The organism is Streptomyces sp. NPDC001100 (assembly GCF_053598575.1).
This window is the reverse complement of the sequence record NZ_JBSFKO010000067.1, coordinates 16,252-32,524: the sequence shown is the minus strand read 5'-3', so window position 1 is coordinate 32,524 and position 16,273 is coordinate 16,252. Positions and strand designations below refer to the sequence as shown.

Genomic DNA, 16,273 nt, shown 5'->3' with positions numbered 1-16,273 from the left:
GGAGTCCGATTCCTCCCCGGCCTGAAGGCCGGGACATCCTCGGAGGTTCCAGGTGTACGCGGGCGCTTTGGCCGAAGGCAGAGCCGAGCAGCTGCTCGACGCCATCACGAACAGCCTCGGCGACCAGGGGCGCCACGCCTTCGCCGACACATACAGCAACCGGTACGTGGAAGTGCCGCACCGCCGAGTCATCCTCTAGGCGACCGAGGAAGCGAGCGCCCAAAGGTCGATCGAGGCGGCCAAGCGTGCTCACCCCGCCATCGACGCCTCCCGAATCAAGATCGTTCACGCCGTGTACTCCAAGAAGCAGCTGGGCGCGGCCATCGACAAGATCATGCAGGCTTCGGCAGTGCGCCATGCGGCAGACCTGACCGTCTACAGCGCGGCACCGGCGTCGGACAGTTCAGGCATTCTGGTCACGGCCAGGAAGAGTGCCACAGCCGCGGAAGGGGCGGATGGCGGCCCGTACTCCCGGACTTGTTGATTCAGATCGCGAGCGGCTGGTGGGGCGGCGGGTACTGGCCTTGGTGGTGTGCGGTTGCTGACCTGTGGCTTCAGCGGTCGGAACCTTCAGGCTTCTCCTCGGTCTGGGGCGCAGCTGTCGGCTCCGGTGAGGCGGGAGAGGTGTAGTAGACCGAGGCTCCCTGCTTGGTGCGCTGGGCCTTGCTCTTGGCCACGAGTCCTTCGAGAGTGACGCGGACGACCTTGGTCTTGATGTCGCGCTCGGGGTGGGCCTGACCGAGTGCGGTGGAGATTTCCGCGGCGGAGCGTGGCTCGTTCTGCTCGGTGAGGTGGCGGCGGATGAGTTCCACCAGGGTGGGCCGGGCCGCTGTCGTACTGGCCTTGGGCGTGGCGGGCTTCTTGGCCGTCGTGTCCCGCACGGCGGTGGTCTTCCGTGCCCGGCGCTTGCCGGGGAGTGCGGCCTCGGTCTTCTGCTGGGGAGAGAGCGCTGCGGCGCTCTCGGCCGTGGCCGACGGCTCATCCGGTTCATGCGTGACGCCGAGTGCCTGCTGGATGTTGACCAGCACGCTGTGGTCCTGTTGCAGGGCGGTCAGCTGCTGTTGCAGGGCGGCGATTTCGGCGCCGATACGTTCCTGTTCCTTGAGGTTGCTTTCGAGGTCTCCGGCCACCTGGGCGATGTACTGGGATGTCAGTCCCGTGGCGACAGTCGTGTTCTCGGGCATGATGTTGGCCTTTCCTCGGTGTGCGGTGGTGATCCATGCGAGCGGTCTCGAACCGGGCAGTGCTCCCTGTGTGCTGTACCGGCGGTGCGGAGGCTGTATCTGCCACGAAATGCCTTGGTGTAGAGATACTACGGACAGGCGGAACCAGTTGTTCCTCTCGAGTGGCGTCCGCTGTCCGGCGCGGACCTCAGGGCCACGCAGTCGGATCCCTTTGGGGTCCGGTTACGGGGAGGGTTCGTGTGCAGGGGCCGGGGCAGTTGCCAGCCTGCCTCGGCGGTCTCCCGGGTGTGGTGCCAGGCTCGCAGGGTGCCTGTTGTCACCAGCCGGTCGAGGAGTTCTCCGGTCTGCTGCGGGGGGTGCCCGCACATGCGGGCGAGGGTGTCCAGCTCAGTGCTGTGCTCACTGCCGAGGGAGATGCGTGCGGCCAGAGCCCTCCGATCCTCCGAGATGGGGCGCGAGGACGGGCGCACGATCATTCGCTACCCACCGGTGGACCTGCGGCCGAATGAGACAGCCAGTCTTGACTCGGTCGCGTTCCTCACCGCCCGGGAAGAACGGGAGGGTTCGACCAGCAGGTGCCTGCCCCCGAACTGGGTCCGCTGGCTGAACACCGTGACGTGGACCACCGCGCCGACGTTCGTCGTCGGCGATCGGGACGAAGCCGCGGCCCTGAGTGCTGAGCGGACCCTGGGCGAGGTGGAGAAGGTGATCGCACTGCGCAATGGTTCCTTCCAAGGCGTCACCGGCAAGTATCAGACCGGGCGGGTTCTAGACGTTGTGGAACGGCTCCGGCTGCTGTCGACCAGATGGAGGGCCGGGCCGGTGCCGGACGGAAAATCCTGCCCGGATGTCAGTGGTGGTGGCGACACTTGATCCATCACGCTTGAGCGTGCTGTTTCGGCACCGCTACTGCTGGTTCCTTCCGGATCGGCGAGCAACCCGATGGTGCTGGACCGGCGGATGCTGCTGCCGGTCCTGGACACCAACGCGCTGTTGACACATGCCTGCTGGCTGGTCCAGGACGGGTACCAGCACGACAAGGTGACAGCGCTGGCCGGTACCGGTCGTGCGACGCCGTACATCGCGGCACACGTTCCCGGCGAGATCGAGGAGCACCTGCCCCGGCCGGCAGCTGACTACCAGGTGGCAGAATGCGACGTACGCCGCCTCCTCGGGGCACAGATCCTCCCTGCCCTGTGCGTGGTCGATCTGGAGATTCGCGATCACCTGTCCCCGCAGACCCGGCACATCCTGCACGTCGATCCGGAGTTGCCGAAGAAGTACCAGGGCGAACCGGACGACGCACCCACCATGGCACTCGCGGAGTTCCTGGGGCCGTGTGTCATCGTCACCGAGGACAGCGTCTTCTGCCGCTTCGGGTTCGCCGTCGTCGAGTGGATCCCCGTCGTCCAGAGCGTGATGCGCATGGCCGGCCTGGAGGCCACCGCCGCGAACGCGCTGGTGGTTCTCGACTGGGCCCTGCGGCTGTTCGGCGCGGGTGTTCACCGCCTGACGGTCCTCGCGCGACGCAACCCGCTGGCCGCGATGATCGTGGTGGGCGGGCTGCTGTGGTGGTGCTGAACGAACGGCTGGCTGGCCCGGGAAAACTGGCGGCGGAGCCTGTCACGGCTGAGGGACGTGGTGAAGCCGCTGCTGGAGTTGGCCGAAGCCGGGATGACCGAGCATCAGACGCTCAGCGACTCGTTTGTGGTGGCGTTGAGCTGATCGACGCTCTGCTTCGCGTTCAACCGGGGCGCAACGACCGCCACCGGGATGGCGTCCGGTTCGGGCGAGTGGAACGCCCCGACGTAGGGCAGGATGAACGCCAGTTGCCGCAGGAGCACCCCGAGCACGAGCAGGACGGTTCTGGGCAGGATCGCGTCCTTGAGGTCGCTCTTCCAGTTGGGTGCGGGAGGGCGGGGGCAGGGCTGTTCAGGGTTGCTCCGCAGGGTGTGGGCGCAGGGGCTCCGCTCGCCCCGGCAAGAACGCGGACAACCGCGCGTGGGAAACGTTAAGACCGTGTCCTGCGTGGTGAGGCGGACGAGGCGTTTGTAGCAGCAGAGGGCGGCGGCGAGACCGAGGAAGGCCAGGTGGTTGCGGGGATGTCGTTCGTAGCGGGGGGTGAGTCTGCGGTAGCCGGACAGCCACGACATCGGCCCCTGCGGGTCAGGGTCAGGTGACCAGGCCGTGGCGGTAGGCGTAGACAACCGCCTGGACCCGGTCGCGAAGACCGAGTTTGGTGAGGATGCGTGACACGAAGGTCTTGACGGTCTCCTGGCTGATCACCAGGGTTCCGGCGATCTCGCTGTTGGACAGGCCGTCCGCGATGAGGCGGAGGACCTCCAGTTCGCGGGGGGTCAGTGGGATGTCGTGCGGGGTGCCTGCGGCCGGGCGGATCCGGGTGGCGTATTTGCCGACCAGCCTGCGCGTCACCTCGGGGGCCAGCAGCGCCGCGCCCGTGGCCACGGTCCGGATACCGTGCAGGAGTTGGGCCGGTGGCGCGTCCTTGAGAAGGAAGCCGCTGGCCCCCGCGCGCAGCGCCTCGTAGACGTACTCGTCCAGGTTGAACGTCGTGACCACGAGTACCTTGACGGGTTGCGCGACCCTGGCGCCGGCCAGCAGCCGGGTGGCCTCGATGCCGTCGAGCACCGGCATGCGTATGTCCATCACCACGACGTCCGGGTGCAGTCGGCCGGCGAGGTCGACTGCGGCCCGCCCGTCGCCGCACTCGCCCGCCACCTCAAGGTCGGACTGGGCGTCGATGATGGTCACCAGTCCGGTGCGGATCAGTATCTGGTCGTCGCAGACCAGGACCCGGATCGGCGATGTCGGCGCGGTCCGGGCCGAGTTCACCTCGGAGGTCACGACGGCCTCCCCGCGGGTATGCGTGCGCGGACGACGAAGCCGCCGTCCGGCTGCGACCGTGCGCTGAAGTCGCCGCCGAGGACGTCGACCCGTTCGCGCAGGCCGGCGAGGCCCCGCCCGCTGCCGCCGGGGGACGCGGCCCGCGACCCGGAACCCGCTGTGCTGACCGCCACGGTGATCTCCTTCGCGCCGTGCTGCACCTTGACCGAAGTGCGGCTGCCGTGGGCGTACTTGAGGGCGTTGGTCAAGGCTTCCTGTACGACCCGGTAGGCCACGAGATCGGCGCTGCCGGTCGACTCGGACGGCGTGCCCTCCTCGGTGAACTCCACCGGCTGTCCGGCCTTGCGGGTCTGCTCGACGAGCGTGAGCAGCCTGCCGACGGTCGGTGTCCTGACCTCGCCGTCGGCCTCGGTGCCGTGGTCCGGGTTGAGCAGGTCGAGCAGGTGCCGCAGGTCGGTGATGGCCCGTCGGCCGGTGTCGGCGACGGCGGTCAGGGACTGGTCGAGACGGTCGGGCGAGGCGGCCAGATAGCGGGCCGCCTCGGCCTGCACAACCATTGCCGTCACATGGTGGGTCACCACGTCGTGCAACTCCCGGGCGATACGGGTTCGTTCGGCGGCGCGGGTGTCCTCGGCGATCCGGCGGCGCCGCTCGGCCTCCGCGATGCCGGCGGAGCGCAGCCACGCCCCGGCGCCCCAGGCGAGTGTCAGGACCAGGTAGAACGTCACGAACTCGCTGGGCGGCTCGCCCGAACCGAGCCGGGAGAGCGCGATCGCCAGCAGGACGTACGCCACCGAGAGCAGCAGCGCGGTGGCGCGCCGTCGCCGTTGCAGATGCAGTCCCGTGGACACCAGCGCGACCAACAGGCCAGTGCCCGCTACCAGGTGGTAGCCGCGCAGCTGGTCGGTGGCGAAGGCGAGCGACACCAGGACGAGGCAGCCGGCCGGCCACCGTCGGCGCACGGCGAGCGGGAGGCACTCCAGGACGAGGACCGCGACGGCCCCCGCGTCGAAGGCGCGGTCCGGCACGCCGCCGAGCCGCGTGCCGTGACGCTGCCAGACCGGCATGAGTGACACGGCGAGGAGAAGCAGCCCGAGCGGGAGATCCCGGACCGTGACGTCGAGCCGTCGTCGGCTGTCCTGGAGCCGCCGAAGAGCGATCACTGGGAAACTGTAGCGGTCGAGTCGGCGCGGGCGCCCCGTCCGCGGCGCGGCACCAGATGGTTGCGGCGGCGCGCCAGCCACAGGAACGCGATCATCGCCAGCAGCCCGAACAGCACCGCGTACACGCTTCCCTCCGGGCCGAAGTCGCCGCCGGTGATCAGCTTCGGCCCCGACAGCGTGGCGTCCAGCAGCCCCTGTTTCGTGTCGTTGCCCGAGACCTCGGTGCTGAAGATGCCGGACTCGGCGAAGTTCCAGCCGAAGTGCAGGCCGATCGGTACCCACAGGGTGCGGGTGGCCGCGTACGCCGCGGCCAGCATGCCGCCGGCCTCGATCGCGATGGCGACGGCACCCCACAGGCTGGCGTGCGGGTTGGACAGGTGCGACAAACCGAACAGCACGCCGGTGAGGGTGAGTGCGATCCACGTGCCGAGACGTTCCTCCACGATCCGGAACAGGACGCCCCGGAACAGCAGCTCCTCCGTCACGGCAGCGGCTGCCATGAAACCGATCAGCCCCACCGCGCCTGACACCGAGCCCAGGCCGTGGACCTCGTAGTGCCCTAGCCAGGCGAGGTTCGCCACGACGGCCCCGAACAACGCCACACCGATCAGGGCGCCTCGGCCTGTCGCTGCCGCGGCTCCTTCCCGCGCCAACTCCGTTGCCGGGCGGCGCTCGGTCCGCCGCACCACCCACCCGTAGACGAGCACCGCGACCGCAGCTGTCACCGCTCCCAGCAGCAGCGTGGGCACCGCGTTCCCCTGCACCGCGGCAACGGCCTGGCTGCCGATGAAAGCGACTGCCGCAACGGCCGCGAACTGCCAAACCAGCCTCATGGAAGACCTCTTCGTCGGATCCGCGGCAAGAGCGCCGCGACTGGTCTGAACGCTAGGGATTCGGCGCCCCGAGATCGTCACCGCACAGGGGACACCTGCGTGTAGCTCGTAAGGGGGACGGCCCCAGAGGTCTCGGTGCGGTGAGCGAGGAACCTCTGGCACCGGATCGCCGCGGCCACGCGCTGGAATCCCACCCCTCACCTGGGGAAGGGTGCTGGCCCTCCGAACACGGGAGTCCCTTCCGCCTGGGGTCGGACGGCGTCGGCGACGGTATCGGGATTCAGGAGCCGCACTCCGTCGGTGTCCACGACTCAGCGCGAAGCCCTCGGTAAGCGACGAAACGGTCCAATCTTGTGGATATGGGCAGGGGTGCAGTGCGTGACCACTCTGGTGGTCAACTCCGAAGCCGCGTAGTGCCGTCGGCGGGGAGGCCACGATGAAGGACTGCGGCGGAGTCGTGGCGATGCTGCCGGAGCAAGAGCTTGGCACCTCCCTCGTTTGAGGCGGTGCGAGGAGTCGAGGTATTCCTCGACGAACTGCGGCAGGCGCGGATGAACTCGATTCCGTCGGTCGAGTGTAGTGACTCAAGGCGCCGTATCGGTTCAGACCGGGGCGGGGCCATCGTGCACTCCTCGTGGTTGAACCGGGCGTTCACCAGGGAGAGTTACGCGATGGCCCGCCTCCTGCTGAGGGAGCGGTCCTCACCCGTGGAAGTGCGCCCCGGGCAGACGCCCGCGCACTCCCAGCCGTTGATCCCGTACACCACGACAAGGGACACCATCGCGCTGGCCGGTACGACCATCCGTACCGTCCCCGGGGCACGCCCCGGAGGGCGATCACAGGGGTGATCCGACCCGCTGGGACGATGCCTTCGGCAGGTCCGTCCGGCTCTCCTCTCCTCGCTTTGCCCGAGCGCGTGCAGCGCACTGTCGTCACCACCGACGATCCCTTGGGCCGCATTCGGCCCGGCGATCCTCGTGCCGCAGAGGAACTGTCGGGGCGTTCGGAAGCCAGTTCGCGGCCCATGCCCGCTCGTGGAGCATTACGGGGGGCGTGCGTGCACGGATCGATCGCTCCGGGCAGGGGTGCGCCGGGCTGCGCAGATGACGCCTGAGCGGCGATCGTCTCCGTAGCCCGGCCTGGCGAGGACCCCTGGAGATCAGGCGGTTACGAGTGTCAGGCGGTAGGTGCTGAGGATTTCGTTGACCGGCTGGAACCATGTCTGGCCGCCGCTGGTGCAGTTGCCCCAGCCCCCGGAGGTCACGCCCTGGGCCTGGTCACCTGTGATGAACGAACCGCCGGAGTCACCGGGCTCGGCGCAGACGCTGGTGCCGGTCAGCTCGTAGACCGAACCCTGGCTGTAGTTGACGGTCTCGTTCTGTGTGAGCACCGTGCCGCAGTGCCAGTGCGTCGTCGACCCGGAGCGGCAGACGGACGAGCCGACAGGCGCCACAGCCGAGCCGCGGACCAGGACATCGCTGACGGTGCCCCAGCCCAGTACGACCGGGACGGTCCACCAGCCGTTGCCGATCTGGATGTACGAATAGTCGTTGCCCGGGAAGGACGAACCGGCGAAGGTGCCCATCGCCGAACCGTCCCAGCCGGCCACCGAGCTGCCGGGCGTTCCGCAGTGTCCGGCGCTGACGAAGCCGCCGACCACCGAGAACCCTATGGAGCAGCGGGTGTTGCCGTTGATGTAGTACGGGTCGCCGCCGACAGTGCCCGCGGCGAAGGTCTGCGGCTTCTGCGCCGTGGCGACGCTGTTGATGGTGAGCAGTCCGGTCTTGCGCGCGAGGGACAGGAACTTCGTTACGGCCGCGCTGTGTTCGGCTCCTTCGCTGACCTCCGCCACGACCTTGCTGGTGCGGGGGTCGACGTGCCAGCTGCGGACGGCCGTGGGGGCACCGTCCGTCCTGGCAACGTTGTCGAGTGCCGTTTTCGTGGCGTCGAGGGTGTGTGCGCTGTGTGCGACCCGTACGACGGTGGCACCGGTGGACCGTACCGAATCGGCCGCGGTGCCGACGGTGTCGGTGAGTCCGACGACGAGGGTGCCGTGCGCCGCGTCGTACCAGGAGCCGCCGAAGGTCTGCCCCGCCGCCCGTTCGGCCCGAGGGGCGAGCTTGGTGGCGGCTGCTTCCTGCGTCAGCCGGGTCCGGGCTTGCTTCGCGGTGAGTCCGAGGTCCCGCTGGAGGGCGGTGGCCAGACCGGGGGAGAGGGCCCGGGCGGAGGTCGGCTGCGACGGCGACGCGGCGGCGGGCGACAGCCCCAGGGCTCCGGTGCCCAGGGCGAGCAGGACGGACAGGCCCAGGCAGAGTTTCGTCGGGCTTCTCATGGAACGCTCCTTCATTTCCGTGTGGGGCGGGAAAGGTGTGGATCTGTGAGGCGCCGGTCTCCGGTGTGGTGTGCTCATGTCAGTTGTGGGGGTGGGTCAGACGAGCCGCCAGAGGTGGTCGGAGGTGCCGTTGTCGTTCCACTGCGTCACCTGGGCGCCGTTGGCCTGGGACGCGCCGTCGACGGCCATGAGCCTGCCGCTGTGCACGTTGACGATCTTCATCCAGCCGTCGCCGTTGTCGACGAACCGCCAGAGGTGGTCCTGGGTGCCGTTGTCGTTGTACTGCTGGACGTGGGCCCCGTCGGCGGTGCTCTGGTCGTGGACGGCCAGCAGCTTGCCGCTGTTGCGGTTGTAGATCTTGACGGTGCCGTCGCCGTTGTCCACCACGGTCCACTGGTGGTCGGCGGTGCCGTTGTCCTCGTACTGGGTGACCTCGGCGCTGTCAGCCAGGGACATGCCGCTGACGGCGAGCAGCTTGCCGGAGTTCTTGTTCTGGATACGTTTCCAGGAGACGGAGTCGGCCGCCGGGGCGTTCATCAGGGCGAGGACACCACCGATGACGGGGCGGTCGGCGAAGCCCCGCTGGGCGCCGGTGGCGACGACGTACCAGTCGGTGAACGGCACCCGCGACGGTGTGCTGTTGGCGAAGCCGTAGACCCCGTTGATCAGCATGTCGCGGGTGTCGGCGTGGTCGGCCAGCCAGGCCGCGGTCCACACCTCCCAGTCGGTCTTGGTGTAGTCGTTGCGCGGGTCCAGCAGCACGCCGTAGGTGCCCGCCCTGGACAGGTACCAGGCGGCCTCCTGTGCGGCCACTCCGGTGGGTACCAGGTCCACGCCCAGCAGGCGGTCGGCGTAGCCGTTGTACTTCAGGCTCCAGGTGCCGTCCCGGTCGTAGGCGAGCTTCAGGTGAGTGCCCGAGGAGTCCTGGGCGAGGGTGACCCACCGGCTGATGTAGCCCCGGGCGAGGGCCTCGTAGTGCGAGGCGTCGGGGGAGTTGGAGGCCGCCTTGGCCACCACGCTCATCGCGCCGACGCCGATGATGCCCTTGAGCGCGAGGTTGGCGCTGTGCGCGATCCAGCCGGTGAAGTCGTCGGTCTGGTTCTGGTTCTCCGGATCGAGCGTGTTCGCCACCAGGTACTCGGCCCACTTGCGGAGGATCGCGTAGTGCGCGGTCGCGAAGGAGGCCGCGTCGGCCGCCGGAAGGCGCTGGGCCACGGCCGCCGCCATGATCAGCATGTTGGCGGACTCCTCGATCGGCATGGCCTCCTCGTTGCCGTCCAGGTGCCCTGTCGCGTTCGGGTAGCTGGAGCCGAGGTCGTGCTCGGCGTACGGCTTCGGCCAGCCTGCCTTCTCCGCGTAGTCGAAGTGCGGTTCGAGCAGCAGTCGCAGATACGCGGGCGAGAGGTGCAGGTACGCGGGGGACGCCGGGTAGAGGACGTCGACGGTGGAGAAGTTGCCGTTGGAGGAGATCTCCTTGAGCATCGCCCACGGCGCACCGTTGCGGTCGACGAGTTCCGTCCCGGCCACGGCCTGACGCACGGCCAGGGCGCAGACGGCGGCGTAGCGTTGGCCGGTGTCACCGCCGCCCGCTGCGCTGACGGCGTCGTCGTGGATGGCCGTGTCGAAGGTGACGGCGGCGGACACGGCGGCGGCGCGGTCGTTGTTGAACCAGTCGAGCATCGCCGTCCACGAGCTCCAGTAGTGCGTCCACCACGGGTTCAGGCTGCTGCCGAGATAGCTCACCGCCGGGGTACGCACATGGCCGACGACGAGTTGGAACGCCGCCGACGGGGCGGACGCGGTGACGGTGCCCAGGTTCTGGTTGAGGCCCAGCACGGGCCAACGGTCGTTGATCGCTCGGGGTTGGGCGGTGTCGGAGGTGCCGGCCAGCGTCCCGTTCGTGGCGGAGGCGGCCCTTACGACGGTGTCCTGGCCGATCTGCCAGGTCAGCCCGCTCACGGTGGGGGCGGCCAGCACCAGCGAACCCCACGACGCCTGGTCGTTCTTCTCGCTCAGCTCCGTCGGGGAGGACGGTCGGCAGGTCAGGGCGGTCATGCTGCCGGTGGCCTGCTTGGCCCAGGCCACCTGGGTGGCGCTGTCGCCGTGCACCCACTCGGCCGACGCGTCGACGTGCACGTCGACGGTGTGGCTCGCCCCGTCATCGCTGGCGGCCTGCACGCTGACGTAGCTCAGCGGCACGGACTGGCGTTGCAGATTGCCGAGGTCCACGGGGGAGAAGAAGGTGACGGTCAGCATGACGCCGCCCCCGGTGAGCGTGAAGATCGACCGAGTGGCCGTGAGCTGCAGCGACGTCTGCGTCATGGTGTCGAGGGCCGGGCCGCCGGGCAGCGCCGGAGCGCCGAGGAACACATAGGGCGTGCCGTCGATCCGGGCGATGCCGGCCAGCGCGGTGATCCGCCCGTTCCAGAAGGTGGGCCAGGTGCCGGCCAGGCTGTCCCCGGCCAGCCAGGTGGTCAGGTACGGGGACCGCACGGCGAGAGGGGTGGCCGGTGGACGCAGCGGGCTGAACGTCGACGCCACGGCGTTGACCGCTGAGGGGGCGGCGTGGGCGGCCGGTCCGTCGACGCCGAGGCTGCCCATGACACCTGCGGCGACCGCCCCTCCCCAGAGAAGCAGGTCACGTCTGGACAGGGGGTGTGGTCCGGGGGCGGCGAGAGGGCGGTTGTCGTCTTCGGTGTGGGGCATCGGGGCTCCTTCGACGGGCAACGAGCGTTCGACATCGTTGTCAGCGCGCCATGCTGACGGTGTGTCACGGCAGAGCATGGTTCGTGCCAACAGCGCCGAGGGCAGACGGCCCGGTGTCTGGGGCGGGCCGCCGCATGCGGGTGCTGTGCCAACTCGCTTTCCCCTGGCGGAAAGCGCGGTACTGAGGGATGACAGCATTCCTCGGGACCGCTGTCCAGCCCTCGCGCAACACCCGCCCCGCGCGGCGGAGTTCAGGACCCGAAGGTTTCCGGCCGGGGGCGGGGGCCGGAACGTGTCAGAGACGCGGGGTCCTCCGGCGGTGGCCCGGCATCGACGGTGCTCATCCGAAAGGGGAGTGCAAATCTAACGGCCCTGGCTGATATTCGGTGGTGAAGGAGAGTCGTGAGGGTCGTTGAAATTTGCGTGAAGGATGTCAACGAGCTTGTGCAGACGGTGTTTTCGGGTCTGTTGCCGCCGGCCATAGACGACGTGGTCGACGAGGGCGAGCGGATCGTGGTGCGCGCGGACGCCGCAGGACATGGCGCCGTGTCCGGTGTGCGGGGTGCCGTCGGGGCGGGTGCACGGCTCTCACCGGCGGACTGTGGCTGATGCGCCGGTCGACGGGCGCCGGGTGGTGGTCCGTGTGCGGGCGCGGCGCCTGGTGTGCCCCATCCGCGGCTGCCGCCACACCTTCCGCGAGCAGGTGCCCGGGCGCGTTGTCGCGTTCTCCCTCGTCCCGGCGACGGACGGTACGTCGGTCGAGGTCCACGTCTACGACGGCACGCGCCCGACCGGGCAGGTCGCCACCGTTGTGTCCTGACCGACCGGGACCGCGTCGCGGCCGTCGAACGTGGGGGCGGCTCTGCGTTCGGCACCCACCCGCCGAGACCGTGCCGCCCTGCGAGGGGTGGTCGCCTTCCGATCCGGCTGGATCGCCGGGTGTGGTCGGGGATGCGCCTTCTCCGGCGCCCTCTGTTGCGCATTCTTCTGCGCGCACCGGATTCCGCAGAGTGCCGTTGTCGCTGGTCATATTCTGTGGTCGGGGTTTCCAGTTGAACTGACATCCCCTCTACGCCACCCACGGCCGCCCAAGACACCAGGAGGAAGGGGAGGCGGGGCGGGAGCGAGGGCGGCGGTCGAGGGGATCGGGGCGCCGGGTTGGTGTTCCGCACGGCTCGCGCCGCGCGGCCCGGCTGTCGCGTGCCCCGGTGACCTCCGGCGACGTCGCCGGATCGGGGCAGGGGGAATGTCCCGTGAATCTGATGCTGTGTCTGCCTCCGGTCGCCTAGGACCGCGACGGACAGGTCGTCGGGGCTTTGCCTGCCGTCCCGTCCGGCTGGATCACCTCCCGCATCGCCGCCCCCCACTTCCAGGACCGGTTGAGATACGGCTTCTAGCTCACGATCCACACCTGGGCCGCCGCCGGATGGGCGTCGTCGCACCCCCATTGCATGAGCTGGCTTCCGGCACTGCTGACCGTGTCGAGGCACAGATTGGTGCCCGCGTGCTTGAACTTCGCGCCGACCACCTGGTTGACGATCGCGGTGGTTTCGACCCACTGTTCCGACGCCAGCCCGTCGCAGATGTATTCGTCGACCGCCTCTCCCGGAACGCTGGTGCCGTTGTTGACTTCGGCGCAGTACCCGCTCTGCTGATTCACCAGGTAGTAGGTGTCCGTCGCACCGGTCGACACGAACGCCCAGTTCTGGGTGCTGGAGCCGTTGCAGTTGACCAGTTGAAGTCTGACGTTGAGTGCTCCGCCGGGCGCGTCGACGCATTGGTTGTAGGCCAGGTTCTTGATCGTGTGATAGCTGCTCGCCGCCGCAGCGGCCCTCACGCGGGCGGCGATGCCCGCCGTAGGGTCTGCGGCCGGTGCGGCGGCACTTGCCTCCGTCGCCAACGTAACCATGCCTGCGCAACTCAGGAACGCCGCTGCCAGGACAGTGATTCTGTTTCGGATCTTCATCGTCGTGACCCCTATGTCTTGTCGACCGGAAACCCGCTGTCGCTTTGTTCGTGGACAGCGTGTTCCGCCGAAAGCGAGCTGTCGCCTTCCGTTCCGCTCAGCGGACCGTCCGTCGCTTCCTGGAGTTCCTTACAAAAGGGCTCTATCTGGTCGGTGGTCGGTGTCGTGTGCGAGGCTGCCTCGGGACGCAGTCGTCGCGTAGTCGCCTGCTGGGCTGCGAAGGGACGTGGGAGACCGTCGCCCGCCGGAGCGGCCCTGCTCGCTGCCACCCGGGGACCGCGACGGCGCTGGAAGTGCTACTCGCCGTCGGCTGACCCGGCGCAGGTGCTCACCACACCGCGGATCGCCGGTGCGGGCAACGCCGGGTTGGCGGCCGCGTGGTGGACCAGCTCCTCGTCGTCGAGGAGGTCCGCCAGCCGGGACGACGGAAGGTTCGGGTGGCGTGCGAACGCGGCCCGGACGGCGGGGTCGGGGTCCCGGGTGAGCCGCTCCACGGCGGCCTGGGGGACCTTGGAGTCGCGGGCGGCCAGCGCCCGGACGGCGGGATCCTCGTCGTCGGCGGCCACCAGCAGTCCGAGCGCGACCGCCGCAGTTGCCAGCCCCAGCAGTCCCACGGCGCCGGCCGGAGTGCCGACCGCCGATTCCACGGCGAACAGCACCAGGGGGCACACGAAACAGCCACCGAAGTAGGCCGCCATCCACAGCCCTGTGCCCCGGCCGCGGTCCTTGTACTCCAGCCGAGACATGGCACTGGTGAGGAGCGCCGGCAACAGCATCCCCGTACCCAGGCAGTTGATCACCGCACCGACCACCAGCAGGGGGACACTGCCGGCGAGGAACATCACGCCGAAGCCGGCCGCGCAGATGGCGAAGACGGTGGGCATCATCAGGTCCGGGGAGCGCTTCAGACGCGCGAACGTGATTGCTCCGGCCACCGTGGCGGCGCTCGCGACCGCAGTGGCCAGACCGATCACACCGGTGTTCTCCACCCCGAGGCCGTCGAGCAGGTACACCATCTCCACAAACGGTGTAGAAGACCATCGCCCCGAAGAAGGAGGCCGGAACGGTCAGCGCCAGCGGAACCAGCGCCCTGGCGCCGGGGATCGACGCGAAGTGGTCCTGCATCTTCGGCAGCACAGGAGCGATCAGTACCGCCCCCGGCACGGGCAGACAGCTGCCCGCCATCAGCGCGGTCACCCTCAGCCGGTGCGCCGGGACCGACACGCTCACAGGCGGCGGGGCGGAGTCTTCGATCGCGGGGGAGGACAAGGGCAGGCAAGCGGGCAAGTGACACCAGGGGACGATGGGTGTGAGCGGGCATGCCCCGCACCGGCGCGGGCGGCGCTCGGCATGCAGCGGAGGGCGTCACGCCGACGCGGGATCGGGGACGTGGCGTGCGGGTGGGACGACTATGTGGTCTACGAGGGCAGCCGCTCACCCTCCGTGCGATCGTTATCCCGGATGTGGCGTATCCGCGCGACGAGACGAATGGGGTGTGGCGGCCTGACTCGGTAGTCGTGGGCGGGCATCAGATGGCGGCGGGGCCGGAAGTGGGGCGGGATACCGCTGAACGCGGACGGGAACCGCTTGGCCCCGCCCACTGAGCGGAAACGCTGCTGCGACATCGGTCTCGTCGGCTACGAGATGGCCGTCCTCGCCGACCGTGCCGGCGCACTCCTCACGCCGCAACTCATCGGTCAACCCCATCCGTCTCCGTTCGCGCGCTGACGTGAGTCGCCACTGCGCTCCGGACGGTGTGAGCACAGGACGCAGAACGTCGGGCGGGCAGGGACCGTGGTCCCTGCCCGCCCGACGCGTCCATGGTTCATGGCTTCCCGATCAGAGGTGCTTCGGTGCGGGCGGCGATGTCCTCGGCGGTGACCCCGGGTGCGGTCTCGACGAGCGTGAGGCCGGCCGGTGTGACGTCCAGTACGCCGAGGTCGGTGATGATCCGGTGGACGCACCGCTCGCCGGTCAGCGGCAGGGTGCACTCCTCGACGATCTTGGGAGTGCCGTCCTTGGCGGTGTGTTCCATCAGGACGATGACGCGGCGGGCGCCGTGGACGAGGTCCATGGCTCCGCCCATGCCCTTGACCATCTTGCCGGGGATCATCCAGTTGGCCAGGTCACCGTCGGCCGACACCTGCATGGCGCCGAGCACGGCGGTGTCGATGTGGCCGCCGCGGATCATCCCGAAGGACAGGGCCGAGTCGAAGAAGGAGGCCCCGGGCAGGACGGTGACGGTCTCCTTGCCGGCGTTGATCATGTCGGGGTCGACCTGGTCCTCGGTCGGGTAGGGGCCGGTGCCGAGGATGCCGTTCTCGGAGTGCAGCACGACCTCCACGCCGACCGGCAGATGGCCGGGAATCAAAGTGGGCAGGCCGATGCCGAGGTTGACGTACGAACCGTCGGTGAGTTCGGCGGCTGCGCGGGCGGCCATCTGGTCGCGGGTCCAGGCCATCAGGGTCGTACCGTCCTCTTCTCGATCTGCTTGTCGGCCGCCTGTTCAGGAGTGAGGGCGACGATCCGCTGGACGAAGACGCCCGGCAGGTGGACCTCGTCGGGGCTCAACTCACCGGGCTCGACCAGCTCTTCGACCTCGGCGACGGTGGTCCGCCCGGCCATCGCGGCGAGGGGGTTGAAGTTGGCGGCGGCGCGGCGGAAGACCAGGTTGCCGTGACGGTCGCCGCGCCAGGCCCGTACGAGGGCGAAGTCGGTGCTGATGCCGTGCTCCAGGACGTGCGGGCGGCCGTGGAAGTCGCGGGTCTCCTTGGGAGGGGAGGCGACGGCGACCGAGCCGTCGGGGGCGTACCGCCAGGGCAGACCGCCCCGCGCCACCTGCGTTCCCACGCCCGCCGGGGTGTAGAAGGCGGGGATGCCCGCGCCGCCCGCGCGCAGCCGTTCGGCGAGGGTGCCCTGCGGCACCAGCTCCACCTCCAGCTCGCCGGACAGGTACTGGCGGGCGAACTCCTTGTTCTCACCGACGTAGGACCCGGTCACCCGGGCGATGCGTCCGGCGGCCAGCAGCACCCCCAGCCCGCGCCCGTCGACGCCGCAGTTGTTCGACACGACTTCGAGGCCGATCGCGCCCTGCTCGTGCAGGGCCCGGATCGTGGCCTCGGGTACACCGCTGAGTCCGAAGCCGCCAACGGCGAGTGACGCACCGTCGGGAATGTCGGCGACCGCCTCGGCCGCGCTCGCGCGGACCTTGTCCATGGGTGGGA

Annotated in this window: 16 protein-coding genes and 2 pseudogenes; 6 read left to right on the top strand and 12 right to left on the bottom strand. The window is 69.4% G+C overall.

The genetic code is table 11. From position 1 onward, the window contains the following. Positions 1-67: 67 nt before the first annotated feature. Positions 68-199, top strand: a complete 132-nt coding sequence (locus ACWDEW_RS47210; protein WP_450522310.1) for a hypothetical protein — start codon at positions 68-70, stop codon at positions 197-199. A 93-nt stretch (positions 200-292) separates the two neighbouring features. Next, complete coding sequence (locus tag ACWDEW_RS47205) at positions 293-484, top strand: hypothetical protein (protein WP_450522308.1); 192 nt, start codon at positions 293-295, stop codon at positions 482-484. Positions 485-554: 70 nt separating this feature from the next. Here the strand turns inward: ACWDEW_RS47205 and ACWDEW_RS47200 are convergent, their stop codons facing one another. Next, positions 555-1,184 carry a hypothetical protein gene (locus ACWDEW_RS47200; RefSeq protein WP_450522306.1) on the bottom strand — a complete coding sequence of 210 codons (630 nt, stop codon included), beginning with the start codon at positions 1,182-1,184 and terminating at the stop codon, positions 555-557. Between the two features lie 447 nt (positions 1,185-1,631). Here ACWDEW_RS47200 and ACWDEW_RS47195 point away from each other — a divergent pair, with 447 nt between their 5' ends. Continuing rightward, a complete protein-coding gene (locus ACWDEW_RS47195; RefSeq protein WP_450522304.1) occupies positions 1,632-2,057 on the top strand; it encodes a hypothetical protein in 426 nt (141 codons plus the stop codon). Positions 2,058-2,126: 69 nt separating this feature from the next. Beyond that, entirely contained in the window at positions 2,127-2,765 is a 639-nt protein-coding gene (locus ACWDEW_RS47190) for a hypothetical protein (protein WP_450522302.1), read from the top strand. Positions 2,766-2,869: 104 nt separating this feature from the next. On the opposite strand, the gene ACWDEW_RS47185 is transcribed toward ACWDEW_RS47190, so the two are convergent. From ACWDEW_RS47185 to ACWDEW_RS47170, 4 genes are read right to left on the bottom strand one after another with little or no spacing between them, the layout of a single operon-like run. After that, complete coding sequence (locus tag ACWDEW_RS47185) at positions 2,870-3,337, bottom strand: hypothetical protein (RefSeq protein ID WP_450522300.1); 468 nt, start codon at positions 3,335-3,337, stop codon at positions 2,870-2,872. A 19-nt stretch (positions 3,338-3,356) separates the two neighbouring features. After that, entirely contained in the window at positions 3,357-4,049 is a 693-nt protein-coding gene (locus tag ACWDEW_RS47180; RefSeq protein WP_450522298.1) for a response regulator, read from the bottom strand. Further along, positions 4,046-5,212, bottom strand: coding sequence for a sensor histidine kinase (locus tag ACWDEW_RS47175; protein WP_450522296.1), 1,167 nt, complete (start codon positions 5,210-5,212; stop codon positions 4,046-4,048). Before ACWDEW_RS47175 ends, ACWDEW_RS47180 begins: the two co-directional genes overlap by 4 nt. Beyond that, positions 5,209-6,045 (bottom strand): CPBP family intramembrane glutamic endopeptidase, encoded by an 837-nt coding sequence (locus ACWDEW_RS47170; protein ID WP_450522294.1) that lies wholly within the window; start codon positions 6,043-6,045, stop codon positions 5,209-5,211. The genes ACWDEW_RS47175 and ACWDEW_RS47170 overlap by 4 nt, the downstream gene beginning before the upstream one ends. Before the next feature lie 671 nt (positions 6,046-6,716). Between ACWDEW_RS47170 and ACWDEW_RS47165 the strand changes: the two genes are divergently transcribed. Next, the gene (locus ACWDEW_RS47165; RefSeq protein ID WP_450522293.1) at positions 6,717-6,893 is read left to right on the top strand and encodes a hypothetical protein; all 177 of its coding nucleotides are present in this window, start codon (positions 6,717-6,719) and stop codon (positions 6,891-6,893) included. A 311-nt stretch (positions 6,894-7,204) separates the two neighbouring features. Here the strand turns inward: ACWDEW_RS47165 and ACWDEW_RS47160 are convergent, their stop codons facing one another. Then, complete coding sequence (locus ACWDEW_RS47160) at positions 7,205-8,377, bottom strand: S1 family peptidase (RefSeq protein WP_450522291.1); 1,173 nt, start codon at positions 8,375-8,377, stop codon at positions 7,205-7,207. 96 nt (positions 8,378-8,473) lie between these two features. Beyond that, positions 8,474-11,083: a glutaminase domain-containing protein gene (locus ACWDEW_RS47155; RefSeq protein WP_450522290.1), complete on the bottom strand. Its 2,610-nt coding sequence runs from the start codon at positions 11,081-11,083 to the stop codon at positions 8,474-8,476. Between the two features lie 417 nt (positions 11,084-11,500). On the opposite strand from ACWDEW_RS47155, the pseudogene ACWDEW_RS47150 reads away from it, so the two are divergent. Next, positions 11,501-11,886, top strand: a pseudogene (locus tag ACWDEW_RS47150) (transposase family protein); the annotation flags it as partial. Between the two features lie 590 nt (positions 11,887-12,476). Here ACWDEW_RS47150 and ACWDEW_RS47145 read toward each other — a convergent pair. The 5 genes and pseudogenes from ACWDEW_RS47145 to ACWDEW_RS47125 all read right to left on the bottom strand — a co-directional run bounded on the left by ACWDEW_RS47145 (position 12,477) and on the right by ACWDEW_RS47125 (position 16,265). Then, positions 12,477-13,049 carry an RICIN domain-containing protein gene (locus ACWDEW_RS47145; RefSeq protein WP_450522288.1) on the bottom strand — a complete coding sequence of 191 codons (573 nt, stop codon included), beginning with the start codon at positions 13,047-13,049 and terminating at the stop codon, positions 12,477-12,479. A 296-nt stretch (positions 13,050-13,345) separates the two neighbouring features. After that, complete coding sequence (locus tag ACWDEW_RS47140; protein WP_450522286.1) at positions 13,346-14,065, bottom strand: MFS transporter; 720 nt, start codon at positions 14,063-14,065, stop codon at positions 13,346-13,348. Positions 14,066-14,557: 492 nt separating this feature from the next. Further along, positions 14,558-14,662, bottom strand: a pseudogene (locus ACWDEW_RS47135) (IS6 family transposase); the annotation flags it as partial. A 212-nt stretch (positions 14,663-14,874) separates the two neighbouring features. After that, a complete protein-coding gene (locus tag ACWDEW_RS47130; protein WP_450522284.1) occupies positions 14,875-15,510 on the bottom strand; it encodes a CoA transferase subunit B in 636 nt (211 codons plus the stop codon). Further along, entirely contained in the window at positions 15,510-16,265 is a 756-nt protein-coding gene (locus tag ACWDEW_RS47125; RefSeq protein ID WP_450522282.1) for a CoA transferase subunit A, read from the bottom strand. Before ACWDEW_RS47125 ends, ACWDEW_RS47130 begins: the two co-directional genes overlap by 1 nt. Positions 16,266-16,273: the final 8 nt, after the last annotated feature.